This window comes from Prochlorococcus sp. G4PB17 (assembly GCF_059772445.1).
Genome location: NZ_CM186288.1, coordinates 1,916,475 through 1,942,391 on the forward strand (window position 1 = coordinate 1,916,475; position 25,917 = coordinate 1,942,391).

Consider the following 25,917-nt stretch of genomic DNA (forward strand, 5'->3'; position numbering starts at 1 on the left):
AGGGTTATGAATATATGCAACTCCATTGTCTTAAATTGGTTTTTTCTCTTCTATATGAATTAAATAGTTTTGGATTTGAGAAGGTACAAATTCTATTTAATTCTATTTGATAAGATTGAATACCTTCTTTATATAATTCTAAAATAGCAGCAGCCTTTATATCAAAGAGAAGCCTATCAGGATGCGAGTCTTTTTTGAATAAAGGAAGTACTTCTTTTTTATCTAATTTGATTAGATAACTTTTCCCAGTATACCTTTCTCCTGTGAGCTGAATTATTAAATCTTCTACGTCCTTCATCTTTACTTGATATTTATCTCCATTAATTGAAGGACCGATGGCAATAATTAAATTATTTTTTTTAGATCCTATCTCTATTAAGCTATTTAATGTTTTTGAGATTATTTTCTGTTTTAGCCCTTTTAGACCAGAATGGCATGCTGCAATATTTCTAGTAGCCATGTCAGCAATTAGCAGAGGCATACAATCTGCTGAGTAAACCCATAGACTTTGACCTTTTTCTTTGGTTATGAGACAGTCCCCTGTTTTAGGCTTTAAATTAAATTTATGATTTGTTTGAATAATTTTATTACTATGTACTTGTTTTAAAAAGTGAATATTTGAATTTAAATTTAATTTCTTTTGTAATTCTAAAGGTTTATTATTTTTATATTTTTTTGTAAAAAATGCATGCATAAAATTATGCTTTATTAATTGATCAGTTTGAAAAAAAGTAATATTCTTGTAAGTTATTAACTTCATCATTAAGTAACTCTATCTTTTAGCAATAAATCTTATTAAGTTCATCTTTAGAGGATGTGGTTAGATATCTCCTATATCTCTTAGCATCCAAAAGCCATCTAGATAGCTTTGGTCTGGACTTTTTTGAACTGATATAAATTGAAGTCCATCAGCATATTTCTTTGTGTTTATAAAATTGTTTTCTATGGCTTTTTTTGCTTCGTCATCTACATCAGTAACCAGCCACCTATCAGCTTGCCCTGCTTCTAAAATTATTTGGGTTTCTTCTATTAAAAGTTTTACTGGTTCAAGTCCCCCTAGCCAGGCAGCAAGTGCTAAAGATCTTTTTGAACTAAATAGCCGAATACCAGGAATTGAAATATTCTCATTTATTGACTCATTTATGGGAATTAAATTGGAAAATTCTATTTTCCATTCATCAGCCTCTCTAAGCGTATTAAGTGAGAGCGAAGCAAAGCTCCAAGAGTCGCCTCTTACTTCTTCTGGTAATGGTATTGCTTGGTTTGTAATTGGGTTGGATGGAGGAGCAAGATTAACACCTATGTATCCCTTTTGTTTCGGATAAAAATTTCTTTCTCTATCAATTAGCCATTCAAGCAAAGAATAGGTTCTTCTACTAGAAATTAGCTCAATACCTATTTGATCTGCGGCCCGTTTTATCATAGTTTTCATAGAAGATCGCCAACAACGTAGAACAGAAGGTGTATCCCAGCCTTGAGCATTGGCTTCACTAATTGCTTCTTCTAATGCATCTTTTAACCAAATAGAATTAACACTTGATGCTGGACATATTTTTTCCCATTTAAATGTTTTCTTGTCTTTAAAATCATTCGTATTTGTGATTAGCAATTCCCATCTTTTTTTTCCATTTTCATCTAAAATTGGACGGGAATAAAAATCGATTTCCCAGTCTGTTTTTTTTAAATTGAATTCTTTGGTAATACTTACAATCATTTTTACTTATTAAGTCAAGTCAATCTTTTTCTCTTCATTTTGAGGATCGACTTTTTCCTTATTGAGACTATTTCGAGCTTTGATTGCTCTTTCCTCTGCTTCTCCCATCACTTTTGCTTTATCAGTAATAAGCTCTCCTGGAGGCCCCTCTAAAAGAGAAGTATTTAATCCAATACGGCCACGTGAGGGGTCTAAATCAGTTATTAAAGCTTTAATGGATTCACCAGTTTGAAAAACTTCTCTAAGGCTCCTCATGCTTCCATTAGTAACCATGGAATGATGCAATAGTCCACTTACGCCTTTTAAATCAACAAAAAAACCATAAGGTTTTATGGCTAGGATCTCACCCTCAATTAATTGCCCGATTTCTAATTCTGAAAATCTTGATGCAATTGCAGCTTTTTTTTCTGAGAGGACTAATTTTCTTCTCTCTGGGTTTACTTCTAGAAAAGCAGCATTAATGGTTTTAGAGACAAGATCTTGATGATTTTCTCCATCTTCAAGTTGAGATCTAGGGATAAAACCTCTCAATCCCTCAAAGTCGCATGTAACTCCTCCTCGATTAAAACCATTTATCTTAACTCGAATTACTTTTCCTTCTTTTGCAAGATTTTGAACTTTGTCCCAGCTTTTTCTTAGTTCCAAAGCCCTGCAACTAATTGTTACCATGCCATCCGCATTTTGTTCACGGGTTACAAGCACTTCAACTTCTAATCCTTTTGGGAAGCGCTCTTTTAAATTTGTAATCACTCCTAATCCACATTCATTTTTAGGCATGAATCCTGGAGCTTTCCCTCCAATATCTACATAAATACCATCACTTTCGATAGCAATAACAGAACCTCTCGCAATTTCACCTGTTGAACCGATTGGTTGGTTATCTTCTAATGCCGCTAAAAATTCATCTTCATCAAAATCAAATTCATCAACTATTCTGTTTTTTTGGTTGTATGTATTCTGATTATTAATTGTATCAACATCATTATATCTAGAACTATCTTCTGATCTTAGAAGATCTTCCATAGTCGAAGTTTTAAAATTATCACTTTTGTTTAATTGAATTTCTTTTTTTTGATCAGGAGCTTTTAAAGGAGCAAGATCTTTTTCAGCTAGAACTTTTTCTTCAAATCTTTTATCTTTAGATTGGTCAGAGATATCTTTTTCGGATGATACTTCAGTATTTGTTTCCTCCGCAGTCTTTCGACTGATGTGCATAACCTGCAATGGCTTTCGCGGTGCATCTGCTGCCGGTCTTGGGGGAGTAGCTTTTTTAGGCTGAGGATCTGACCCGGCCATAATACCCTTGGTAATAAGAGAAACATTCTTACAGCCAAGGTTAAGTTGTTTTTTAATTATTAGGAGATTTCTATCATTTTTTCCACTCGACGATTTGAGCATTTGACCTGGCCTGAGGCATCTAAAGCCGCTTCAGAGAAAGGATCTACGTTGGTTTGGCCATTTGGAGCATGTGAACAACATGGGCCTCATTTACCTTTGATTACTGATACATTTTTTGCTGAAAATATTTTAATTAAGACACTTGATGGGTTGCCAAAAAATATGCCTATCTGGATGATGCCTTCCCAATCTATTGGTTTTTCTCCTGAGCATCAAGATTTCCCAGGAACTTTGTCCATATCGGCAAATGTATTGCTTGAATTAGTTACTGATATAGGCCAGCAGATAGCTTCTATGGGATTCAAAAGATTAGTTTTTTTTAATGCTCATGGCGGACAAATAGGTTTACTTCAAGCTGTATCAAGACAATTAAGAATTCAATGTCCTTCTTTAGCTGTTTTGCCTTGTTTCCTTTGGAGTGGAGTTCCTGGATTAGATAATATTTTGCCTGATAAAGAGGTTGAGGAAGGTCTTCATGCTGCTTTAGCAGAGACAAGTCTTATGTTGCATATGGCTGAAGATTTGGTTCGAAATGATTCTTATTTAGATATGAACAACTCTGGCGAAGAAATCATTTCTGCTCCAAAAGGATGGAGCCTTGAAGGTGCCTCCCCATGTGCATGGCTTACAAAAGATGTGAGTTCTTCTGGCGTCATTGGAGATGCAAGCTCATCAAATCCTAAATTAGGTGCCGCTTTGGAAAATGCACTAATACATCATTGGAAGTCAATGTTTATAAGCCTTTTGGGCAGTGAATGGCCCCCAGTTATGTCAGAAAAACCTGTTTCTAGCAGTTAAGAAGTGGTAACTGAACTACCATTTTGCTTTTAATTCTGTAAGATCACTCAGATTGACAAATTTCTAATAGATCTATGCAAGCTCTTGCATCCAACAATTTAACAGTAGAAAAAGACGAGTTATCTGATGCTCTTCCGGATTTCACCTCTGAGTCTTATAAAGATGCTTACAGCAGAATCAATGCAGTTGTAATAGAAGGCGAGCAAGAAGCTTATTCAAATTTTCTTGATCTTGCTAAATTGATTCCTGAGCATGCAGATGAGCTTGTGAGGCTTGGGAAAATGGAGAAAAAGCATATGAATGGTTTTTGCGCTTGCGGAAGAAATCTTTCTGTTAAGCCTGATATGCCTTTTGCCAAAACATTTTTTTCAAAACTCCATAATAATTTTATAGAAGCTTTTAAGGCTGGAGATACAACTACTTGCCTTTTGATTCAATGTATTTTGATTGAATCTTTTGCAATATCTGCTTATCACGTTTACATTCGTGTAGCTGATCCTTTCGCAAAAAGAATTACTGAGGGTGTTGTTCAAGACGAGTACTTGCACCTGAATTATGGCCAAGAATGGTTGAAGGCCAATCTTGATTCAGTCAAAAAAGATCTAATGAAGGCGAATAAAGAAAATTTACCTCTCATCAAATCAATGCTTGATGAAGTTTCCAATGATGCTGAAGTTCTTCATATGGATAAAGAAGAATTAATGGAAGAATTTATGATTGCTTATCAAGACTCACTTCTTGAAATAGGACTTGATAATAGAGAAATTGCCAGAATGGCTCTTGCAGCAGTCATTTAGGGTTTTTAAATTTAGATTTTTTGCTTTGATCAATTCCTCAAGAACTTTAAGTTCTTGAGGAATTCTTTTTTTTTGACCATGGTGGTCTAACCTTCAATCTTGGATAAATATTTAGTTTCAATTTTGATCTTTCTCGGAGCCAAATGTTTGGGCTAATTGGACATTCAACAAGTTTTGAAGATGCCAAACGAAAGGCATTGGGTTTGGGGTATGACCATATTGCCGAAGGAGATTTGGATGTATGGTGTACAGCCCCACCTCAATTAGTAGAGCATGTAAAAGTAGTAAGTGCCATAGGGAAGACAATAGAGGGAGCTTATATAGACTCATGCTTTGTCCCTGAGATGCTTAGCCGCTTTAAAACTGCAAGAAGAAAAGTTTTAAATGCAATGGAGTTAGCTCAAAAAAAAGGTATCAGTATTACTGCACTTGGAGGATTTACATCAATAATTTTTGAAAATTTCAATTTGCTTCAAAATCAGCAAGTTAGAAATACCACGCTTGATTGGCAAAGATTTACCACTGGTAATACTCATACAGCTTGGGTTATTTGTAGACAACTAGAGCAAAATGCACCTCTATTAGGAATTGATTTGAGTAAAGCAAAAGTTGCTGTTGTAGGAGCTACAGGTGATATTGGTAGTGCTGTTTGCAGATGGCTTGCTACGAGAACTGGAGTTTCAGAACTTCTATTAGTAGCTAGACAGCAAAAGCCTTTAATTGAACTTCAAACGCAACTTGGAGGAGGAAGAATAGTTAGTCTTGATGAGGCTTTACCTGATGCAGATATTGTGATTTGGGTTGCGAGTATGCCAAAAACCTTGGAAATTGATCCATCGAAAATCAAACGGCCCTGCTTAATGATTGATGGTGGATATCCTAAAAATTTAGGTGAGAAGTTTTCAGGCTCTGGCATACATGTTTTAAAAGGTGGAATAGTTCAATTTTTCAAAGATATTGGTTGGAGCATGATGGAATTAGCTGAGATGGAGAATCCTAAAAGAGAGATGTTTGCTTGTTTTGCTGAAGCAATGCTTCTTGAATTCGAGAATTGTCATACCAATTTCAGTTGGGGGAGGAACAATATCACTCTGGAAAAGATGGACTTTATCGGTCAAGCATCTGAAAGGCACGGATTTTCGGCAGTTGGTTTGAAATCAAATATTCAGACAATATCCGTCTGAATATTTGATTACTTTTTTTTATGGCTAGACGTTTTCTCCTCGAATTTGAAAAACCTCTTGTTGAATTAGAGAATCAGATTGATCAAATTAGAGAATTAGCTAGAGATTCAGAAGTTGATGTAAGTCAACAACTTCTGCAACTTGAGACTCTAGCTGCAAGAAGAAGAGAAGAAATATTTAATGCACTTACACCAGCTCAAAAGATTCAAGTAGCGAGACATCCCCAAAGGCCAAGTACTCTTGATTATATCCAGATGTTTTGTGATGACTGGGTCGAATTGCATGGAGATAGGAACGGAACTGATGATCAAGCTCTAATAGGTGGTTTAGCTCGAATAAATGAGATATCTGTTCTTATTATTGGTCAACAGAAAGGTAGAGATACCAAAGAGAATGTTGCAAGAAACTTCGGAATGGCTAAGCCAGGTGGTTATAGAAAAGCTTTGAGATTGATGGATCATGCAAATCGCTTTAAATTGCCAATAATATCTTTTATCGATACGCCCGGAGCTTATGCTGGGCTAATAGCCGAGGAGCAAGGACAGGGTGAAGCAATTGCAGTAAATTTACGTGAAATGTTTAGATTGAAAGTACCCATAATTGCAACTGTAATAGGAGAAGGTGGATCTGGCGGTGCTCTAGGGATTGGTGTCGCCGACAGATTGCTTATGTTTGAACATAGTGTTTATACAGTTGCAAGCCCTGAAGCTTGTGCGTCGATTTTATGGAGGGATTCTAGCAAGGCTCCGGAGGCAGCATCATCGCTAAAAATCACAGGGCCTGATCTTATGAAGTTAGATGTCGTAGATGAGGTTTTAAAAGAACCATCAGGGGGTAATAATTGGGCTCCTCTGCAGGCAGGAGAAACATTGAAAAATGCCCTTGAGAAGCATCTATCAGAATTATTGGTTTTATCTCCTGAAGAATTGAGAAACAATAGATACTCCAAATTTAGAAAAATGGGAAAATATTTGGAATCTCAATCGATCGAGGGTCAACTTTCAGTTTAAAGTTTGAATGTTTGCGTTTAACTTCTTTGTCAACAGTATTAATTACGGGAGCTTCTAGAGGAATTGGAAGAGCAACTGCTAAAGCTTTTGCTAATTCTGGATGGGATTTACTCCTTATTTCTAGATCTAAAGATGAACTAGAGAGTCTTATTAATGAGATTGATAACAAAAAAATTAAGATCTTCTATAAATCCATTGATTTAAGTGATACCAAAGATGTTTCTGAGGGGCTAGCTCAATTGATGAAAAATGGATTGATTCCCTCAGTGTTAATAAATAATGCTGGTGTCGCTTGGACTGGAGATCTTTTATCTATGCCTATTGAAAAATGGGAATGGATTATGCAAATTAACATTACGAGTATCTTTCAGGTTTGCTCTGAGATAGTTCCTTTAATGAGAAAAAAAGGAGGATTAGTTATTAATGTAAGTAGCCATGCCTCTAGAAATGTTTTCCCACAATGGGGCGCCTATTGTGTTTCTAAAGCAGCTTTAGCAAGTTTTACAAAATGCTTAGCTGAAGAAGAACGTAAGAATCTAATCCGAGCATGCACGCTTACTCTTGGCTCAGTAAATTCATCTCTTTGGGATTCAGATACCGTAGGAATGCAATTTGATAGAAATTCGATGCTCTCAGTTGATCAAGTGGCCTCCGAACTTTTGCACCTTGCAAATCAACCAGTTAATCAAATTATTGAGGATATAACTCTAATGCCTTCTTCAGGAGCATTATAGTTAAAAATGGAATAATTTTCCTTTTTTATATTTTTCATTCTCTTATTACCTGAACAAGAGCTTCAACTTTCTCAAGATCTTTAATGCCTGGAGATATCTCAAGTCGACTTGAAGCATCAATACCATCAGGTCTAAGTTTAGAAAAAATTTCCGGAACTATTTCAGCAGAGATACCACCAGCTAATATCCAAGGGGAGTTAAAAGTTTTATTAACTAGTAGTTCTATTGGGACTCTATTGCCTGTACCTCCTAAAGACTTTTCATCCCAGGCATCTAAAACAATAGCATCAATGTTTTTCTCGTATTGATTTATATTTTTTAAATCTTCAATAGATTTCAATCTAAATGCCTTCCATAATTGAATTGTGGGAAATTGATTCTTTAATTCACGACAATAATCTACTGATTCATTACCGTGCAATTGAATTACAGAAGGTTTGGTGGATATATTGTTTATATATTGGATGGCTTTTAATTTCTCGTTTGCGATTACAAATACTCTTTCAATATTTGAGGAAACCTTTTCTATTTCATTGAAAATTTTTATGCATTCTACCTTAGATACAAAACGAGGTGAATTTTTAACCCCAATAACTCCAATAGCATTTACTCTTAGTTGAGCTATAGCTCTTGCCTGTACCGTATTTGTTATGCCACATATTTTTATTGCTGTTGACTTTTTAGAAGTTGATTTTCTGATCATTGCCGGAACATTTATTAGGATCAATTGAAACAGATTTTATTGAGTACTTGGAGGTCTTAGGTTTGGGTGTTTGGGAAGTTATGAAAATTAGAGGCATTCCTTTGAGGATCCATCCTAGTTGGCTTTTGGTTTTCTTATATTTTACTTTGGCAGCCAGAGAACAGTTTGAGACACTTTTGGATGGTCAGGTATCTATTTTTAATGGATGGATGATTGGAATTTTTATTTCATTTCTTTTGTTTTTATCTGTTTTATTGCATGAATTGGCTCATTCTTTTGTAGCAATAGGAGAAGGTCTAAAAGTTAAGGACATAACACTTTTTTTTCTAGGAGGCATGGCCAATCTGGAGAAGGAATGTACTACTTCAAAAGGAAGTTTGAAAATTGCAATTTCAGGACCAATTGTTAGCCTTTTATTAGCCTTTATATTGATTTTATTAAGTAATAATTTTTTAGGTTCAAGTTTGATTTTTTCTAATATATTTAATCAAGTTGGAAATTTAAATCTTTTGATAGGAGTTTTTAATTTGATTCCAATAATTCCTCTTGATGGTGGCATAATATTGAAATCTTTAATATGGTACTTTACAGGCAGTAAAAGATTAGGAATAAAAGTTGCGATAGCCACTGCAAGATTTATTTCTTTTCTTACTATATTTTTTGGTGTAATTATTTTAATAAGGGGCAGCTTTTATATCTCTTTTTGCTTATTAATAATTGGATTATTTATTTTTTCGTCATCTAAATCACAGAGTCAAATTGTTCAAATACAAAAGATATTATCTGAAATAAATGTAAATCAAGTTTGTAGTCGTTCTTACAGAGTCTTAGAGGATGATCTGCCTGTTAGAGTCTTATCTAAAAATAATTTTTTCAATAAATATAATGGCTCTAATGCAGAATGGATTCTAATAACTAGAGAAGGTAGATGGGTTGGTTATGTAAAGGAAACAATTTTAAAGAATATTTCAGTTCAAAACTGGGATAAGAAATTTCTTTATGATTTTTTATCGCCGATAGAGGAATTACCTTCAATTTGCGAGAATGAATCATTATGTAAAGCGATAATTAAAATAGAAAATACAAAAGATGCAAGACTTCTTGTCCTTTCATTAGCTGGTCTTCCTGTTGGAACTTTAGATAGATTAGATATTGGAAAAGCAGTACTAAAGAAAATTGGATTAGATCTTCCTATTCAGTTTATTAAAGTTGCAAGAAAAGAGAATATATATCCTATAGGTTTGAATCTATATAATATTGCAAAATCAATGGGTCCGATTGATATAAAAGAGGATCAAAAATGATTTATTTCTTCGAAATAATCTCTGGCCAAACGTTTTATTATTTCGTTATCTTTTTCATCAAGAATATATTCAGACCACTTCAAACCAGGCCATGTTTTAATTAACGACTCTTTTAAAAAATTTATAATTCTATCTTTTTCTTTCAGTTCTTTTTTTATTTTTGGAGGATCAGTCTTAAAAACTGTTTTCCATAACTTTTTCGAAGGTTCTATCAGAATTTCACCATGTTGCAGCAAGTGGCCCTTTTTCCAGTATTGAGCGCTGCCAATTTGCTTTGTTTTATCAGTATCAATTAAGTCAGCTAATGTTGAAGTTGCAAAACAATTACCATTAGATCTATTTACAGGTTGATTGCCAAAAAAAAGATCCACACCAGCTTTTTTAAAACCATCTTTTAGCCATTGAGTTGTTTTTAAATATGATTCTTTTTTATTTCTTGGTGGATTTTTCCATATAAGTGCATAAGTCAGTCCTTTGCTGTGAAGAACAGCTTTTCCTCCGCTGGGCCTCCTGACAATGTTTAATTTTTTACTTTTTAAAAGATTCAGCCAAGTTTTTGGAAGCTCTTTTTGATTTTTTCCAATCGATAACCAGTCTCCATCCCATGTGTAAAAACGGATTGCCATATAAAAATTTTTTTTTGTAAATGATTTTTCTAATAGCAACAGATCGATTGCCATTTGTTCTGGCCCAGTCAATTCAAGAGGATTTAAATAAAGTATTTCTTTCGGAGTGTTCATTTTATTTCTTTATTACCAGCGAAACTTTTTAAGGAGAGCTGAAAACTTCATTAACTTTTAGTCTAAGGTTAGATAATGCTTTGTAATGAAACTTTGATAAAACTGAAGTAAGAGATCAAAATATTTATTTTATATCTTAAAAATATTAGATTTTTCTTGCTAATTTATTACCTTTTTGAATTAATAAATAGTAAGAAGTCATAGAATTGATTCTCTTATTAATTAAGTTACTATGAAAATAATATAAATGTATTTGTTCAGTTTTGGGACAACCTCAACGAATTGAAGAGCCATTAAGAAGGAAGCGTTCAAAAAAAATTAGTAGAGGTACTTCTTCTGTTAATAAAAAAATCGATGCTTTTACAAGGGTTTCTCAATTTCAAAAAGAAGAGGTTTCTAGAGAGTATTTCTATGGCTATGTGGCTTTGATCTTTAAGCTTGGATTATTGGTTGTATTTTCAACGAGTCTTGTAAACCTAGGTCTTGCATCACATCAGCGAGTGAATAGAAATCTTGAGTTGTCATATCTATTAGAAAAAGAATCGAAAAAACTTCATAGGCTAAGACTGCGTTTTGACAAAATGTTTACTAATGGTGGTGAGCAAAGTTTTTTTAAGGAGCAAGATCAATGGATTGCTCCAAATAGTGTCAGAGTTATCTGGCGATGATTAACTTTGGTTCATTTACGTTTAGATTTGTCTTAGAAAATTGATTAAAAATAGTTTTACTAAAAAAGATGGCTCTAGTACAAGCGGCTCCAGGAACTGTCTTAATTACTGGGACAACATCAGGGGTTGGACTGTATGCAACAAAATCATTAGTGGAGAGAGGATGGAGAGTTATTACGGCAAATAGATCTCCTTTAAGAGCTGAAGCTTCCGCCTCTGCAGTTGGTTTGCCTACTAATAGACCAAGACAACTTAAACATATACAAATTGACCTCGGCGACTTGGATAGCGTTCGCAATGGTGCTAAAAGTCTTCTTGAAGATTTAGATGAGCCATTGGATGCTTTAGTTTGTAATGCGGCTGTTTATCTGCCACGTTTAAAACATCCTTTGAGATCTCCACAGGGCTATGAAATATCAATGGCTACAAATCATTTTGGTCATTTTTTATTAATTCAGTTGCTTTTGGAAACTCTGAGTAAATCATCAAGACCAGTTTGGAAAGGGAGATCTTGGGGGGTGGAATCATCCAGAGTAGTTATCTTAGGAACTGTAACCGCAAACAATAAAGAACTAGGCGGAAAAATCCCCATACCAGCCCCTGCTGATCTAGGAAATCTATCTGGTTTTGAAGCAGGTTTTTGCGATCCCATATCTATGGCTAGTGGTAAACGTTTCAAGCCTGGGAAAGCCTATAAAGATAGTAAGTTGTGCAATATGATTACTACCCAAGAATTGCATAGGCGATTTAACTCTTCCCCAATTCTTTTTAGTTCGCTATACCCTGGATGTGTTGCTAATACTAGATTATTTAGAAATACACCGAAACTTTTTCAATGGTTGTTCCCATGGTTTCAGAAATTAATAACTGGAGGTTTTGTAAGTGAAGCACTGGCTGGTGACAGGGTGGCCCAAGTAGTTTCAGATCCTAATTTTGCTATTTCTGGCGTTCATTGGAGCTGGGGCAATAGACAACGCAAAGATAGACAACAGTTCTCACAAGAGTTGTCCGATCGCGTTACTGATCCAGTAACCTCTAGGAAAGTATGGGATTTATCAATGGAATTAGTGGGTCTGAAATAAACCTTCAACTAGTTTTTTAGTCAAATCCAAGTAGATCAAATATTTCACGGTCTTTTAAAGGTTCAGCCTCTAATGGTTCAACATTATCTATCATTTTTTGAGCTAACGAAAGATATTCATTTTGTACTTCCAATACACCTTCTTCTTCTGAATCCATCTCGAAAATTGTGCACTTTTTAAGCCTTGATCTGCGTATGGCATCTACGTTACGGAAATGAGCCATGGTTTTAAGACCTGTCTTGTCATTGAATTTCTCTATTTGATCTAATTCAGCAGAGCGGTTTGCTATTACACCTCCTAGACGAACTTTATAATTTTTTGCTTTAGCATTAATTGCTGCAACGATGCGATTCATTGCAAAAATAGAATCAAAATCATTTGCAGTAACAATTAAACAATAGTTTGCATGTTGTAGTGGAGCGGCAAAACCACCGCATACAACGTCACCAAGAACATCAAATATAACTACATCAGTATCTTCTAAAAGATGATGCTCTTTTAATAGTTTGACAGTTTGACCGGTGACATAGCCACCACAGCCTGTCCCCGCTGGAGGCCCACCACTTTCAACGCACATGACTCCATTGAAACCTTTAAACATAAAGTCTTCAGGTCTTAGTTCTTCACTATGAAAATCTACTTCTTCAAGAATATCTATGACGGTAGGCACCATCTTGTGCGTCAGGGTAAAAGTGCTGTCATGCTTTGGATCACAACCAATTTGAAGCACTTTCTTACCCAGTTTTGAAAATGCAGCTGATAAATTCGAAGAAGTAGTTGATTTGCCAATACCACCTTTGCCATATACCGCTATGACAAGAGCTCCTTCTTGGATTTGTGCTTTTGGATCTTGTTTTACCTGAACGCTACCTTCACCATCCTCCTTGCGAGTTATTGTCGAAGTCATTAATCTTTTCTTTCGAAAGTCTTTGTTTATATTCTTGCAGCCAAATATCTCTTTAGGAAATGTTTAGGGAATTCGATACATTTAACATTAAAAATATATCTTCAAATGAGAACTTGAATGTATTTGGGGTTGTAGATACGTATTTTTACTCATGCCTATAGCTTGTCTGGTGGCTAATAAAGTAGGCCTTAAACGCTTTGTATGCCATAAGGGTCGCTATTTAAACAATAGTAAAAGTCACCGTAGTAAGACATTAGATAACTAAAAAGTAACTAAATGCGAAAGAGATTAAGTGTTTGTTGACGGTTTACCCTTTTTGGATGCAGTTTGAATATATACATGTATTAAATCTCTATGAGCGGTGCAACGCTCCTTAAAGAATCTGGTCCTAAAGAAGTCTTTTGCGGACTAACTTCTATCGTTTGGCTTCATAGAAGAATGCCTGATGCTTTCTTCCTTGTTGTTGGCTCTAGAACCTGTGCTCATCTAATACAAAGTGCAGCAGGCGTAATGATCTTTGCTGAACCTCGCTTTGGTACGGCTATTTTAGAGGAAAGAGATTTAGCTGGATTAGCTGATGCTCATGACGAGTTGAACAGAGTAGTTAAAAATCTTTTAGCTAGACGTCCCGAAATAAAAACTCTTTTTCTCGTTGGCTCATGCCCAAGCGAAGTAATAAAAATAGATCTTTCAAGGGTTGCAGAAAACCTGAATATCGAACTTAAAGGTCAAGTAACAGTATTGAATTATTCGGGAAGTGGAATAGAAACAACGTTCACTCAAGGTGAAGACGGAGCCTTAAAGGCTTTGATTCCACTAATGGCTAAGAGTGATCAAAAGAAATTACTTTTAGTTGGAACTCTTGCTAATGCTGTGGAGGATCGGTTAATAGGTATTTTTAAGCGGCTTGGAATAGATATCGTTGAAAGTTTTCCACCTAGGCAGTCAACAGAATTACCTTCTATTGGTCCAGAAACCAAAGTCCTTCTTACTCAACCCTATTTAACTGATACTGCAAGAGAGCTAAAAAATAGAGGTGCTGAAATAATTGAAGCTCCCTTCCCTCTAGGTGTCACTGGAAGTACATTGTGGATTCAGGCGGCTGCAAATTCATTTGGCATCGATAAATCAATTGTTGATTCAATATTAAATCCATTGATATCAAGAGCAAAGCAAGCTTTAGCTCCTCATGTTGACAAACTTTCTGGTAAGAAACTTTTTCTATTACCCGAATCTCAATTAGAAATTCCTCTCGCCAGATTTCTTAGTAATGAGTGTGGAATGGAGATTGTTGAAATAGGAACTCCTTATTTAAATAGAGATTTAATGAAAGTAGAAATAGATTTGCTACCTCCTGATTGTCGTATCGTCGAAGGTCAACACGTAGAGAAACAGTTAGATAGAGTAAGAGAAAGTTCGCCAGATCTTGTCGTTTGTGGAATGGGATTAGCAAATCCGCTTGAGGCAGAGGGGATATCAACTAAATGGTCAATTGAAATGGTTTTCAGCCCAATTCATGGAATTGATCAAGCTGCTGATCTGGCAGAATTGTTCTCAAGGCCACTTCGTAGACATGAAATTTTAAACCCTAAAACTGTTACATCAAATTAATCTCATGGAATTAACTCTCTGGACATACGAAGGACCTCCTCATATCGGAGCGATGAGGATCGCTACGTCTATGAAAAAATTACATTATGTTTTACATGCTCCTCAAGGGGATACCTACGCTGACCTTCTTTTTACGATGATTGAACGCCGTGGAAGCAGACCACCTGTAACTTATACAACTTTTCAAGCTAGAGATTTAGGTGGTGATACAGCAGAACTTGTAAAAGGTCATATAAAAGAAGCCGTAGAAAGATTTAATCCAGAGACTCTTTTGGTTGGCGAAAGTTGTACAGCTGAATTAATTCAAGATCAGCCTGGATCACTAGCAAAAGGTATGGGGTTTGATATCCCAATTGTCAGCCTCGAATTACCTGCATATAGCAAAAAGGAAAACTGGGGTGGATCTGAGACCTTTTATCAAATCGTAAGAACTTTACTCAAAGACCAATCGAATGAATCCAAACATACGTGGCAGGAGGAAAAAAGAAGACCGAGAGTAAATCTACTTGGCCCAACTTTGCTTGGCTTTAGATGTCGAGATGATGTTTTGGAAATACAAAAATTACTTGGTCAGTACGGTATAGATGTCAATGTTGTAGCACCCTTAGGAGCATCACCTTCAGATATAATGCGAATCCCAAATGCTGATGTGAATGTTTGCCTCTATCCAGAAATAGCGGAATCAACTTGTATTTGGCTTGAAAGAAATTTAAATATTCCTTTTACTAAAACAGTTCCACTTGGCGTCGGGGCAACTCAGGATTTTCTTAAAGAATTACACGAAGTTTTAGAGATGGAAATCCCGCAATCAGTAAACGAATCGAATAATTCAAAATTAACATGGTACTCGAATTCAGTGGATTCGAATTACTTGACAGGGAAAAGAGTCTTTGTTTTTGGGGATGGAACACATGCCCTTGCTGCAGCAAGAATTGCTAGTGAGGAACTTGGCTTTAAAGTTGTGGGCCTAGGCACTTATAGTCGTGAAATGGCACGAAAAGTTCGTCCTGCGGCCAAAGCACTTGGTTTAGAGGCATTGATAACTAATGACTACTTAGAAGTAGAGGATGCGATAAAAGAAACATCTCCAGAGTTAGTCCTTGGTACACAAATGGAGCGACATAGTGCAAAAAGACTTGGTATACCATGCGCTGTAATCAGCACCCCAATGCATGTGCAGGATGTACCTGCTCGATATAGTCCTCAAATGGGATGGGAGGGTGCAAATGTCATTTTTGATGACTGGGTTCATCCATTAATGATGGGACTTGAGGAACATTTAATTGGAATGTTTAAGCATGACTTTGAATTCGTTGATGGTCATCAAAGTCATCTAGGACATTTAGGTGGGAAGGGAGATCAAAACATAAATAAAGATACTAAAAAAACAAACTTACAGGATTCACTAATTAAAGATGGGGATCCTATCTGGACACATGAAGGTGAAAAAGAACTTTCGAAAATCCCATTTTTTGTAAGAGGTAAGGTAAGAAGAAACACAGAGAATTATGCTCGCCAAGCAGGATGCAGGGAAATCAACGAAGAGACTCTTTACGACGCTAAGGCTCATTATAAAGCCTGATTTTGGTCCCCTAATTACGCCAATGAGAATTTTCTTGGCTTGATTTGATTAATCTCCAAACATTCCTTGATATCTTCTTAGCAATGAGACCACCTCTCTCAACTCTTGAGGAGCCTGGCCTAACGCCTAAAAGTTTTGATATTTCTGAAGTGCTTAGTGGAGCTCCTGTTTCTATAGCTAAAGAAGTTAGTTCAAGTCTTTGACGCAGCTCATATGTATCACATTTTTCGTCTTCTTTTAACCAATTCAAGTCGGCAATACCTTTGTCAGACAATTTTTGCATAAGACTTAATGAGACCAAACCAAGCGCTTGCTCCGGATTCATTTCAGCCTTTGAGTTATTGTTTTTGGGATCCTTTGGCTGAGGTACAGGCATTACTTCAATCAGATCAATAATATATTGAATTTATCGGCTTAAATTCAGCACGCAAGTCTAAATTGCTAGCTAAAAAGACAATCTTTGAGGTAGTATCCCGCCCATGAGAAGTTTCGCCACATTTGAAAATAATGAAAGGCGACTTAGTGGTAGCCAGAGAATTACTGGTGCAGAAGTAAATGAATACCTTGCTGACGATCCAAAAAGGGTAATAACAACTGATTCGGAAAAATCGTTAGTTGCTCGTCAAGCAAGTCATGTAAAACAAATTGAATTAAGAACATATGTATTTCTAGATTCTTTGCAGCCTCAACTTGCGGCTTATATGGGAACTGCAAGTTCAGGATTTTTGCCCATACCTGGTGATGCTTGTCTTTGGATGGAGGTTTCTCCTGGAATGGCTGTGCATAGGGTTACAGATATCGCACTAAAAGCCAGTAATGTTCGATTAGGTCAAATGATCGTTGAAAGGGCATTTGGATCACTTGCTCTTTATCATAGAGATCAAAGCACAGTTCTACATTCAGGTGATGTTGTATTAGATGCGATAGGCAGCAAAATTGATAGGAGAACGAATCCTCAAGTTACTTGGACTGAAGTTATTCGTGCTATCACTCCGGACCATGCTGTTTTGATCAATCGCCAAAATAGACGTGGCTCAATGATTCAATCTGGTATGAGTATGTTCATTCTTGAGACTGAACCAGCGGGATATGTTTTGATGGCTGCAAACGAGGCAGAAAAGGCATCAAATATCACAATTGTCGACGTAAAAGGAGTTGGTGCTTTTGGAAGATTGACTTTGGCGGGGAAAGAGGGTGATGTTGAGGAGGCTGCCGCAGCCGCAATGAGATCTATTGATCAAATAAATAGAAATTAATTATTTTTAATTCCTAGGGCTTTCAAAAGGTAAGGAGCTAATTCTCTAGCTGCTTTACCTCTGCTTCCATGTTTTGATAATTGTGTATTATTTAATTCACCATAAGTGCAATTAGTTTCACGAACCCAAAATAATGATTCAAATTCCCCATTTGGAAAAGCAGGTTTTTTTAGAATTTCACCCCAGCAAATTCCTATTGTATTTTTAATTATTTCTCCGCTGTTAGTGCAAAGCACCATTACGCTACAGACCTTTGCACTTCTGTAAGGACTGTCTCCAAGAGCAGATAAAATCTTTTCTATCTTTTTTTCATTTGTGTCTGCAAGTCGAGCAGAAAAGATACCTGGAGCATTACCAAGAGAATCAATTTCAAGTCCAGAATCATCTGCAATAGTCCAACTGTTAGTTAATGCTGCTGCTGCTTTTGCTTTCAATATTGCGTTTTCCAGGTATGTTTTTCCGGTTTCTTCAACATCAAGAGAACTGGGTTGTTTTTTAATTGCAATTGGGAGTGGCCCAAGCATTGCCTCTATCTCAGCAACCTTCTTGGGATTACCACTAGCTATGGTTATTAGTGGCTTTTTCAAATCGAATAGATTAACAAGTTTTATATAGTCTTACAGTAATAAGTCAAAAACAATAGTAGTTGAATTTTTTAGATGATTTTGAGACAGTTCTTGGGTGAACATTCCAATCCCGACATAGCCAGGAAACTGTCTCGTGGGTAAAAATAACTACATGGACTTGTTTACGCAATGCAATATGAGTATGTCCTGACTATTGATCGAACAGCGTTACTCAACTGTCGTAGCAAGGGTGATAAGCTCAGCTTATGAATAGGACTAGGAACTGTAATCAGATCTATTAGAAAATCCCCTTGACTAATTGCTCTTTGACGGGCCATTGTCCCTCCTGAACATTCCATCCCTTTACTGAAATAGGACATGGCTAGCGAAACAATGGGTATTGCTCTCGGCATGATCGAGACACGCGGATTAGTACCAGCTATTGAAGCTGCTGACGCGATGACCAAGGCTGCAGAAGTGCGCTTGATTGGTCGTGAGTTTGTTGGTGGTGGTTACGTAACAGTTTTAGTTCGCGGAGAAACTGGTGCTGTAAACGCAGCAGTGCGTGCAGGCGCAGACGCTTGTGAGCGTGTAGGTGACGGACTCGTTGCAGCTCACATCATTGCGCGTCCTCATCGTGAAGTTGAGCCAGCTTTGGGTAACGGTAATTTCTTAGGTCAGAAGGACTGATTTTTGATTAAGTCCTAAGAGGAGAGGGCTTATCAAATTTTCAACCCTTCTAACTGAATTATCAGGAGCTATCAATGGCTAAAAAGTATGATGCTGGAGTTAAGGAGTATAGAGATACTTACTTCACTCCTGACTACGTCCCCCTAGACACTGATCTACTTGCATGTTTTAAATGCACAGGTCAGGAAGGTGTACCTAAGGAAGAGGTTGCTGCAGCCGTTGCAGCTGAATCATCTACAGGTACATGGTCAACAGTTTGGTCCGAATTATTAGTAGATCTTGAATTCTACAAAGGCCGCTGTTACCGCATTGAAGATGTCCCTGGAGACAAGGACGCCTTCTATGCATTTATTGCTTATCCATTAGATCTTTTTGAAGAAGGATCTATAACTAACGTTTTAACATCTCTTGTTGGAAACGTCTTTGGTTTTAAAGCTCTGCGCCATCTTCGACTTGAAGATATTCGCTTCCCGATGGCATTTATTAAAACTTGTGGCGGACCACCAAGTGGAATTGTAGTAGAACGTGATCGTCTTAATAAGTACGGTCGTCCATTACTAGGTTGTACTATTAAGCCTAAGCTTGGTCTCTCAGGTAAAAACTACGGTCGAGTTGTATACGAATGTCTAAGAGGCGGTCTTGATTTAACTAAAGATGATGAGAATATTAATTCTCAACCATTCCAGCGTTGGAGAGAGCGTTTTGAATTCGTGGCTGAAGCAGTAAAGCTGGCACAACAGGAAACTGGTGAAGTTAAAGGTCATTACCTTAACTGTACAGCGACTACTCCTGAGGAGATGTATGAGCGTGCTGAGTTTGCTAAAGAACTCGATATGCCCATCATTATGCATGACTACATAACTGGTGGTTTTACAGCTAATACAGGTCTTGCTAACTGGTGCCGTAAGAATGGCATGCTTCTTCATATTCACCGTGCTATGCATGCGGTTATTGACCGTCATCCTCAGCATGGTATTCACTTCAGAGTTCTTGCGAAGTGTTTACGCCTATCAGGCGGAGACCAACTTCATACAGGAACAGTTGTTGGAAAACTCGAAGGAGATCGTCAAACAACTCTTGGCTATATCGATAACCTTCGTGAATCCTTTGTTCCTGAAGACCGTACTCGCGGTAACTTCTTCGATCAAGATTGGGGTTCTATGCCTGGTGTATTTGCTGTGGCATCTGGTGGTATCCATGTTTGGCATATGCCAGCATTGCTCGCAATCTTTGGAGATGATTCATGTCTCCAGTTTGGTGGTGGTACTCATGGTCATCCATGGGGATCAGCTGCTGGAGCGGCTGCGAACCGTGTAGCTCTAGAAGCATGTGTTAAAGCACGTAATGCAGGTAGAGAAATCGAAAAAGAAAGTCGTGATATCCTTCTTGAAGCTGCAAAGCATAGCCCTGAGCTTGCAATTGCTCTTGAGACATGGAAGGAGATTAAGTTCGAATTCGATACAGTCGATAAACTCGACGTTCAGTAAAAAGATATAGAGGTGATTTAAAAGTTACCTCTAATTTTCTTAAATTCACTAGTCGATAACTAAGTCGACTTTCATTCATTCACTAACCTAAGTTCACCATGCCTTTCCAGAGCACAGTAGGTGACTATCAGACAGTCGCCACCCTGGAAACATTCGGCTTCTTACCGCCGATGACCCAGGACGAAATTTACGATCAAATCGCTTATATCATTGCTCAGGGTTGGAGCCCAGTTATTGAGCATGTTCATCCAAGTGGTTCAATGCAGACCTATTGGTCTTATTGGAAATTACCTTTCTTCGGTGAAAAGGATTTGAATCTTGTAGTAAGTGAGTTAGAAGCTTGTCATAGAGCATATCCTGACCACCACGTTCGTATCGTTGGATATGACGCATACACTCAAAGTCAAGGTACTTGCTTTGTAGTTTTCCAAGGCCGTTAGATTTAGGCTTTGATAAATTTAGCCCTGAAAAGCTTTCGGGGCTAATAATTCCTTAGAGAATTAAAAATTATTTTTTACGATCTCTCCATTGGATTGATATGGCAAAACAAACAAGTAGACAATTAGTTCTTGATCGCCGACAAGCCTTGAGTCAAGGCGGTAAGAATGCCTCTATTAAAGGTTCTACACCTAACAGAGTTCGTTCCTCAAGCGATGCGAGGGCTACGAGAACTGATACGGCTTTTGTTAAGCCTCAAAAAACTTTGGCTAATTCAAATAATTCTTCTTCTCAGTTAAGTGCTAGTAGCTATCAATCAGGCGCTTCTGGAAGTTCAACAGGTGCAAGATCATATAAAAGTTCAGTAGCTCATTCTAGTCGCCAACTTGTTATTGCTAGACGAGAGGCTTTATCTCGAAAAGGCAAATCTGCTGATCATACAAAAGACATAACTCGAGTTGATGTTGAGAGAAAAAAGGTTCAAAACGCTCCTTCTAATTACGCAAAAAAGGCTGAACATTGTTGTCCAGAATGTGAGCAAAAAGCTTTAGAGGAGACTAGTAATACAATTTCAAAGCCTGAAATTAGTTTGACATTAAATAAAAGAAAGACTGATCACCGCTCAACTGTTAAAAGAAAAGCAATTACGAATTCAAGTAGAGCTTTTGTGTTGGCGCGAAGAGAAGCATTATCAAAACACGGTAAATCTGCGGGGAAGCAGCCAACTACAGCTGCTTCAGTAGCTCGGCAAGGTAATCCAGATTTGACTACTAAAGAAATAGCTCAACGTGTTAGAGAGCTAAAAAGCAAGACAGGAGCTACTGGGAAAACTCGTACATCAGTAACACGTCCTTGTGGTCCAAATAAAAATGGTGCCAAGCAAAATGCTAGTGCACCTGATGCTCATTGGAAAGTGGGAATGAGTGAGACCTCTACTGGTCAACTCGTTACCGGAACTCAGGCAAATAGATCTCTAAAAACCACAGGAAATGAAGCAAGTACATGTCGCTCAATAACAGGTACTCAATACTTGGGTTCAGAAGTTATTGATTCTTTCTGTAATGGTTCAAATACTTCTATAAGTCAGCCAGCAAAAGTAGGCGTTACGAGTACTACTCATGGAAATTTAGTTACTGGTAACGAGGTGGGTAGATCAGAGAAAGTGACTGGAGATGAGCCTGGTACTTGTAAGAACCTAACTGGTACTGAATATATTTCAGCTAATCAATCAAATGCCTACTGTGGAGGTGTGAATCCTTCCCCTTCAAAAATTGGGTATAGCCAAACTGTAGAGGGTAAGAAAGTAAGTGGGACTATGACTGGTAGATCCGCTTTAGTTACAGGCAATGAGGCAGGATCAAATAAAGATCTAACTGGTGACCAGTATTTAGGTGCTGATCCACTCCCTTCAGGTAGACCAGCAGAAAAGGTTGGCTCACTAACAACAATTCGCGGGAATGGTGTAACTGGTACTGATGTCTCTAGAAGAGAAAATGTTACTGGTAATGAGGCTGGTAGTTGTAAAAACGTGACAGGAGATGAGTATGTGGGTGCTGGACAATTTGATGCTTTTTGTGGAAGCAAGCCCGCTCCTGATCCAGCAAAAGTTGGATTGAGCATTACTAATAAAACTCAGTCCGTTAGTGGAACTATGACAGGTAGATCACCACTCGTAACAGGAGATGAACCTGGAACTTGTAAAGCCGTAACAGGTACACCTTATGCAGGATTAGATCAATCAAATCAATGGTGTGATACTCCTGCATCATCTGAGATAGAGGCTAGAACCCCTAGGAAACTTGGTACTCCTGCTGCAAGATTGACTGGTCAGCAACCTGGCATAGGTGGAAAGATGACAGGTGCTCATAAGGGTGCTTGTGAGACTTTAACTGGAACTCCTTATGTAGGAGGAGATCAATTAAGAGATAATTGTGGCGTTTCAAGTTTTTCTGAAGGTTATGCGCACCAAGAAAAACCTGAAAAAGCGGCCGCATGGACAAGCTTCAGCGTGAAATCTCCAGCTAGACAGGCTCATATTCAAAATGAAATTAATTCAGGTGTCACAGGTACGAGCTACGAAGACAGCTCAAGAATCACTGGTCCATTTGATATGGCTGCAAATAAAGTGACAGGAACAGAACAATTTCGATTTGATAGAAAACCTTCAAATTCTAAGAGAAATAAAGTTGATGAAATAGTTAATGAAGAAGCTAAGCAACGCCCAACTTCACACATAACAGGAGAAGGACAATCCGCAGGTTTGAACATAACTGGTGATGATTGGGCTAGAGGAGAGCATGTAACTGGAACAGAAGGGGCATCTGCTAAGCGTAGAAATCCCACCCGCCCAGGACCAATGAGTGCAATGAATGCAGCTGAATTAAAGAGAAACCAAGAGGTTCCCGAACCAGACTTCCTAATCACTGGATCTAGTGGTAATACAAGGGATGGCCAACTGGTTACTTTCTCTGGTGGAGCAAGAGGTTAAATAGTCAATGGCCTATCGTAATTTGGCCAAGAAATCTCGTAGTGGGCCTACAGCTCCTATGAAGAGATTTGACGACCTAGAGACACAGAATTTGAATTCTGGATCTGGAGTTATTAAAACCATTAAGTCTTTCTCCGATGAAATAAAAGCCATTAGCTCTTTATCCACTGATCATCCATTAACCAATTCTCAAGAAAATCAGAAGTTAAATCAATACGAAAATAAGGTTAAAGGTAGATTTGATAATATTGTCCCTCTTTTAAAAAGAGTTTCTAGTCTTCAAAATGATTTAAATTTTGTAGAAAGAGCTCAATCTCTATGTCACGCAGAATTAGGTTATGAATTGCCACAGCATATACTTGAAAAGGCTTGGGTTGGAAGTGTTGACATAAGTGCCTTGTTTGCATGGTGTGTTTTTCAATCACACCAATTGACGAGTAATGAATTTTTTAATTCAGATCCTATAGAGGGATCTGAAAATAGTGAATATGCCAATTCTTTTCAGTCTTTTCTTTATCAATGTGGCTTTCATCTTTTAGATATAACTCCTTGTGCCGATGGTCGATTAGCTCATGCTATTTCTTATGCATTACGTATACCTTTTAGTTCAGTTAGGAGGCGTTCTCATGCAGGTGCACTATTTGATATTGAAAAAACAGTTAATCGTTGGATTAAAACTGAACATAGTAGATATAGAGAGTCAACTCCAAATTCTGCAACTGAGCCAACAAGATATTTAAAATCAGTAATCTATCATTTTAGTTCTGTTGACCCTATGCACCAAGGATGTGCTGCTCATGGAAGTAATGATGAGTTAGCAGCATCAGAAGGCTTACAGCGATTATTAGATTTTAGGGAAGCAGTCGAAAATAGTTTTTGTTGTGGTGCCTCTGTTGATTTGCTTTTAATTGGTATTGACACAGATACTGACGCGATAAGAGTTCATACTCCTTCTAAAATCAATGAAGTTGATTTAAAATCATGGGTTTGTGCAAATGAAATATACAAAGAGACTCAATTTCTAAATGCCGAGGAGGCTCTTCAAAAAATTCAAGAAAATGTCAAAAGTGTTTGTCCTGGAGAAACAGATCCGAATATGGTTACATTTATCACAAAGCTTATTTCAAATAATATTTCTCAAATTGACTATGTGAAGAATTTTCATTCCGGAAGTTACCAAGACGCAGGTCATGCTGAAAGGTTTATTGGTGTAGGTATTGGTTTTAAAGAAGTTCATTTAAGGAATCTTACTTATTTTGCTCATCTGGAGACTGTTGAACAAGGAGCTCCTGATCTCGACGTAGGAGTGAAAATTTTTACAGGTCTGAATATCTCTAGGAGCTTACCAATCCCTATTGTCATTCGCTTTGATTATTCAGGTAGTGTTCCTCATGCAAGAAATAGAGCATTATCTGATTGTCAGAGAATTAATGAAGCTATTAAGTCTCGTTATCGAGATTTAATAGATGATGGTTCACTTCACACATTTCTTACTATTCGAGATCGAGATAAAAAGGCTCCTGCAGAAGTTGTAGGTTCTTCCCTCGATCCAGTCACTCAGGAGGCTCACTAAATGCTCATTTGTAAAGTTCTTAAACCACTTGTCTCAACCAATCGTATTCCAGGCTTTGAACATAAGCATTTACAAGTTGTATTAGACGGTAGCTCAAAAAAAGTTGCTGTTGATGCTGTTGGATGTAAACCAGATGATTGGGTTATCTGTGTAGGAAGTTCTGCAGCTCGCGAAGCTGCTGGAAGTAAGTCTTATCCAAGTGATTTAACTATTGTTGGGATAATTGATCATTGGGATCCAGAGACACAACAACAGATTTCAGGAGGAGCAAAATAATGGAGATCATGCAAGTTATGGGACGCTTGGTTTGTACACAGCGAGTGGAAGGATTAGGACATATGCATTTACGAATATTGTGTAATAACAAAGGTAAAAGACTTGTGGCTGTTGATCCCGTCGGTGCGAGAGAAGGTAATTGGGTTTTTACAGCAACAGGAACTGCAGCGAGATGGGGATGCCCAGACCCCAATGTTCAAACTGATTTAACTATTGGTGGGATTATTGATCATTGGTCACCCGATGATTAATTTCAGCACTATTCAATAAAGCTTAATTTTATAAATTCCTTATCTATGACTAACTCTTCAAATCGTCGACCAAAAAATAGAAATAAAATTATTAAACCTAAAGATCAGGTTGTTGACATTACCCCTTTGAATTTAACCATTCAATCAGAAACTTCTTCGAAGATAAAGTCTTCCTCAACTGAAAAAGCTTCTACTACTAAAAGCATTTCAAGTAATAAAAATCTATCTAATGGCTCTGGAGGTGCTGGGTCAACTAAAAGGCCAATCGGAAAAAATAAAGGTTTTAAAAGTAATTCAAACTCTGGTATTGCACTAGGAATGATAGAGACTCGTGGTCTGGTTCCCGCAATTGAAGCAGCCGACGCAATGACTAAGGCTGCAGAAGTTAAATTGATCGTTAAGGAGCTAGTGGGTGGAGGATATGTAACAGTTATGGTTCGTGGTGAGACTGGTGCTGTAAATGCTTCTGTTAGAGCAGGTGCGGATGCCTGTGAGCGTGTTGGGGATGGTTTAGTTGCAGCTCATATTATTGCCCGTCCACATATTGAAGTCGAGCCTGTTTTGAAAGCTAGTGGTGCCAAAAGGAGAAGCTGAGTGATTTTTAATTTATAAATTATTTCTCCAATCAATTCACGATGTAGTAGTTTTTATAAAAGATAA

At 37.3% G+C, this 25,917-nt stretch carries 28 protein-coding genes; 19 read left to right on the forward strand and 9 right to left on the reverse strand.

The features are described 5' to 3' along the window. Positions 1-4: 4 nt before the first annotated feature. The 3 genes from pgeF to AC6EJB_RS10895 are packed head-to-tail and all read right to left on the reverse strand — an operon-like array spanning position 5 to position 3,010. Positions 5-763, reverse strand: coding sequence for a peptidoglycan editing factor PgeF (gene pgeF, locus AC6EJB_RS10885; RefSeq protein ID WP_498491525.1), 759 nt, complete (start codon positions 761-763; stop codon positions 5-7). Positions 764-820: 57 nt separating this feature from the next. Next, positions 821-1,714, reverse strand: coding sequence for a Tab2/Atab2 family RNA-binding protein (locus tag AC6EJB_RS10890; protein ID WP_498491527.1), 894 nt, complete (start codon positions 1,712-1,714; stop codon positions 821-823). Positions 1,715-1,723: 9 nt separating this feature from the next. Next, complete coding sequence (locus AC6EJB_RS10895; protein ID WP_498493046.1) at positions 1,724-3,010, reverse strand: S1 RNA-binding domain-containing protein; 1,287 nt, start codon at positions 3,008-3,010, stop codon at positions 1,724-1,726. A gap of 102 nt (positions 3,011-3,112) precedes the next feature. Here AC6EJB_RS10895 and AC6EJB_RS10900 point away from each other — a divergent pair, with 102 nt between their 5' ends. The 5 genes from AC6EJB_RS10900 to AC6EJB_RS10920 all read left to right on the forward strand — a co-directional run bounded on the left by AC6EJB_RS10900 (position 3,113) and on the right by AC6EJB_RS10920 (position 7,635). Then, positions 3,113-3,910, forward strand: a complete 798-nt coding sequence (locus AC6EJB_RS10900; protein WP_498491529.1) for a creatininase family protein — start codon at positions 3,113-3,115, stop codon at positions 3,908-3,910. Between the two features lie 74 nt (positions 3,911-3,984). Further along, positions 3,985-4,707, forward strand: coding sequence for an aldehyde oxygenase (deformylating) (locus AC6EJB_RS10905; protein WP_498491530.1), 723 nt, complete (start codon positions 3,985-3,987; stop codon positions 4,705-4,707). A gap of 143 nt (positions 4,708-4,850) precedes the next feature. Continuing rightward, complete coding sequence (locus tag AC6EJB_RS10910; protein ID WP_498491531.1) at positions 4,851-5,891, forward strand: long-chain acyl-[acyl-carrier-protein] reductase; 1,041 nt, start codon at positions 4,851-4,853, stop codon at positions 5,889-5,891. 20 nt (positions 5,892-5,911) lie between these two features. Next, complete coding sequence (locus AC6EJB_RS10915) at positions 5,912-6,901, forward strand: acetyl-CoA carboxylase carboxyltransferase subunit alpha (RefSeq protein WP_498491532.1); 990 nt, start codon at positions 5,912-5,914, stop codon at positions 6,899-6,901. Between the two features lie 26 nt (positions 6,902-6,927). Further along, positions 6,928-7,635 carry an SDR family oxidoreductase gene (locus tag AC6EJB_RS10920; protein ID WP_498491533.1) on the forward strand — a complete coding sequence of 236 codons (708 nt, stop codon included), beginning with the start codon at positions 6,928-6,930 and terminating at the stop codon, positions 7,633-7,635. Positions 7,636-7,669: 34 nt separating this feature from the next. On the opposite strand, the gene AC6EJB_RS10925 is transcribed toward AC6EJB_RS10920, so the two are convergent. Then, positions 7,670-8,338, reverse strand: a complete 669-nt coding sequence (locus AC6EJB_RS10925) for a phosphoribosylanthranilate isomerase (protein ID WP_498491535.1) — start codon at positions 8,336-8,338, stop codon at positions 7,670-7,672. Between AC6EJB_RS10925 and AC6EJB_RS10930 the strand changes: the two genes are divergently transcribed. Beyond that, positions 8,338-9,642, forward strand: coding sequence for a site-2 protease family protein (locus AC6EJB_RS10930; RefSeq protein ID WP_498491536.1), 1,305 nt, complete (start codon positions 8,338-8,340; stop codon positions 9,640-9,642). The genes AC6EJB_RS10925 and AC6EJB_RS10930 overlap by 1 nt on opposite strands. Here the strand turns inward: AC6EJB_RS10930 and AC6EJB_RS10935 are convergent. Then, positions 9,633-10,382, reverse strand: coding sequence for a lipoate--protein ligase family protein (locus tag AC6EJB_RS10935; RefSeq protein WP_498491538.1), 750 nt, complete (start codon positions 10,380-10,382; stop codon positions 9,633-9,635). The genes AC6EJB_RS10930 and AC6EJB_RS10935 overlap by 10 nt on opposite strands. 263 nt (positions 10,383-10,645) lie before the next feature. On the opposite strand from AC6EJB_RS10935, the gene AC6EJB_RS10940 reads away from it, so the two are divergent. Both AC6EJB_RS10940 and AC6EJB_RS10945 read left to right on the forward strand, forming a co-directional pair. After that, entirely contained in the window at positions 10,646-11,050 is a 405-nt protein-coding gene (locus AC6EJB_RS10940; RefSeq protein WP_498491540.1) for a hypothetical protein, read from the forward strand. Between the two features lie 68 nt (positions 11,051-11,118). Further along, on the forward strand, positions 11,119-12,132 hold the full coding sequence (locus AC6EJB_RS10945) for a protochlorophyllide reductase (protein WP_498491541.1): 1,014 nt from the start codon (positions 11,119-11,121) through the stop codon (positions 12,130-12,132). A gap of 16 nt (positions 12,133-12,148) precedes the next feature. On the opposite strand, the gene bchL is transcribed toward AC6EJB_RS10945, so the two are convergent. Then, entirely contained in the window at positions 12,149-13,039 is an 891-nt protein-coding gene (gene bchL, locus AC6EJB_RS10950) for a ferredoxin:protochlorophyllide reductase (ATP-dependent) iron-sulfur ATP-binding protein (protein ID WP_498491543.1), read from the reverse strand. Positions 13,040-13,393: 354 nt separating this feature from the next. On the opposite strand from bchL, the gene AC6EJB_RS10955 reads away from it, so the two are divergent. Together AC6EJB_RS10955 and AC6EJB_RS10960 are read left to right on the forward strand one after the other, a co-directional pair. Then, entirely contained in the window at positions 13,394-14,650 is a 1,257-nt protein-coding gene (locus AC6EJB_RS10955; protein ID WP_498491545.1) for a ferredoxin:protochlorophyllide reductase (ATP-dependent) subunit N, read from the forward strand. A 4-nt stretch (positions 14,651-14,654) separates the two neighbouring features. Next, complete coding sequence (locus AC6EJB_RS10960; protein ID WP_498491547.1) at positions 14,655-16,232, forward strand: ferredoxin:protochlorophyllide reductase (ATP-dependent) subunit B; 1,578 nt, start codon at positions 14,655-14,657, stop codon at positions 16,230-16,232. A 10-nt stretch (positions 16,233-16,242) separates the two neighbouring features. Here the strand turns inward: AC6EJB_RS10960 and AC6EJB_RS10965 are convergent, their stop codons facing one another. Next, a complete protein-coding gene (locus tag AC6EJB_RS10965) occupies positions 16,243-16,608 on the reverse strand; it encodes a DUF8679 domain-containing protein (RefSeq protein ID WP_498491548.1) in 366 nt (121 codons plus the stop codon). Positions 16,609-16,711: 103 nt separating this feature from the next. Between AC6EJB_RS10965 and AC6EJB_RS10970 the strand changes: the two genes are divergently transcribed. Beyond that, the gene (locus tag AC6EJB_RS10970; protein ID WP_498491549.1) at positions 16,712-17,488 is read left to right on the forward strand and encodes a BMC domain-containing protein; all 777 of its coding nucleotides are present in this window, start codon (positions 16,712-16,714) and stop codon (positions 17,486-17,488) included. On the opposite strand, the gene AC6EJB_RS10975 is transcribed toward AC6EJB_RS10970, so the two are convergent. Both AC6EJB_RS10975 and AC6EJB_RS10980 read right to left on the reverse strand, forming a co-directional pair. After that, positions 17,485-18,075: a non-canonical purine NTP pyrophosphatase gene (locus AC6EJB_RS10975; protein ID WP_498491550.1), complete on the reverse strand. Its 591-nt coding sequence runs from the start codon at positions 18,073-18,075 to the stop codon at positions 17,485-17,487. The two genes, AC6EJB_RS10970 and AC6EJB_RS10975, sit on opposite strands and share 4 nt — an antisense overlap. A gap of 161 nt (positions 18,076-18,236) precedes the next feature. Continuing rightward, on the reverse strand, positions 18,237-18,434 hold the full coding sequence (locus AC6EJB_RS10980) for a hypothetical protein (RefSeq protein ID WP_498491552.1): 198 nt from the start codon (positions 18,432-18,434) through the stop codon (positions 18,237-18,239). On the opposite strand from AC6EJB_RS10980, the gene csoS1 (AC6EJB_RS10985) reads away from it, so the two are divergent. From csoS1 (AC6EJB_RS10985) to csoS1 (AC6EJB_RS11020), 8 genes are all read left to right on the forward strand, one after another. Beyond that, positions 18,433-18,744: an alpha-carboxysome major shell protein CsoS1 gene (gene csoS1, locus AC6EJB_RS10985; RefSeq protein ID WP_011130577.1), complete on the forward strand. Its 312-nt coding sequence runs from the start codon at positions 18,433-18,435 to the stop codon at positions 18,742-18,744. The genes AC6EJB_RS10980 and csoS1 (AC6EJB_RS10985) overlap by 2 nt on opposite strands. A 74-nt stretch (positions 18,745-18,818) precedes the next feature. Continuing rightward, positions 18,819-20,231 carry a form I ribulose bisphosphate carboxylase large subunit gene (locus AC6EJB_RS10990; RefSeq protein WP_158466229.1) on the forward strand — a complete coding sequence of 471 codons (1,413 nt, stop codon included), beginning with the start codon at positions 18,819-18,821 and terminating at the stop codon, positions 20,229-20,231. 98 nt (positions 20,232-20,329) lie between these two features. Continuing rightward, positions 20,330-20,671, forward strand: a complete 342-nt coding sequence (locus AC6EJB_RS10995) for a ribulose bisphosphate carboxylase small subunit (protein WP_036906978.1) — start codon at positions 20,330-20,332, stop codon at positions 20,669-20,671. A 98-nt stretch (positions 20,672-20,769) separates the two neighbouring features. Then, positions 20,770-23,157, forward strand: a complete 2,388-nt coding sequence (csoS2, locus tag AC6EJB_RS11000) for an alpha-carboxysome scaffolding protein CsoS2 (protein WP_498491553.1) — start codon at positions 20,770-20,772, stop codon at positions 23,155-23,157. 7 nt (positions 23,158-23,164) lie between these two features. Further along, the gene (locus AC6EJB_RS11005; protein WP_498491554.1) at positions 23,165-24,730 is read left to right on the forward strand and encodes a carboxysome shell carbonic anhydrase; all 1,566 of its coding nucleotides are present in this window, start codon (positions 23,165-23,167) and stop codon (positions 24,728-24,730) included. Next, positions 24,731-25,006, forward strand: a complete 276-nt coding sequence (gene csoS4, locus AC6EJB_RS11010) for an alpha-carboxysome shell vertex protein CsoS4 (protein ID WP_011294514.1) — start codon at positions 24,731-24,733, stop codon at positions 25,004-25,006. Then, the gene (locus AC6EJB_RS11015; protein ID WP_038651780.1) at positions 25,006-25,257 is read left to right on the forward strand and encodes a carboxysome peptide B; all 252 of its coding nucleotides are present in this window, start codon (positions 25,006-25,008) and stop codon (positions 25,255-25,257) included. The genes csoS4 and AC6EJB_RS11015 overlap by 1 nt, the downstream gene beginning before the upstream one ends. A 45-nt stretch (positions 25,258-25,302) precedes the next feature. After that, positions 25,303-25,851 carry an alpha-carboxysome major shell protein CsoS1 gene (gene csoS1, locus AC6EJB_RS11020; protein WP_498491555.1) on the forward strand — a complete coding sequence of 183 codons (549 nt, stop codon included), beginning with the start codon at positions 25,303-25,305 and terminating at the stop codon, positions 25,849-25,851. Positions 25,852-25,917: the final 66 nt, after the last annotated feature.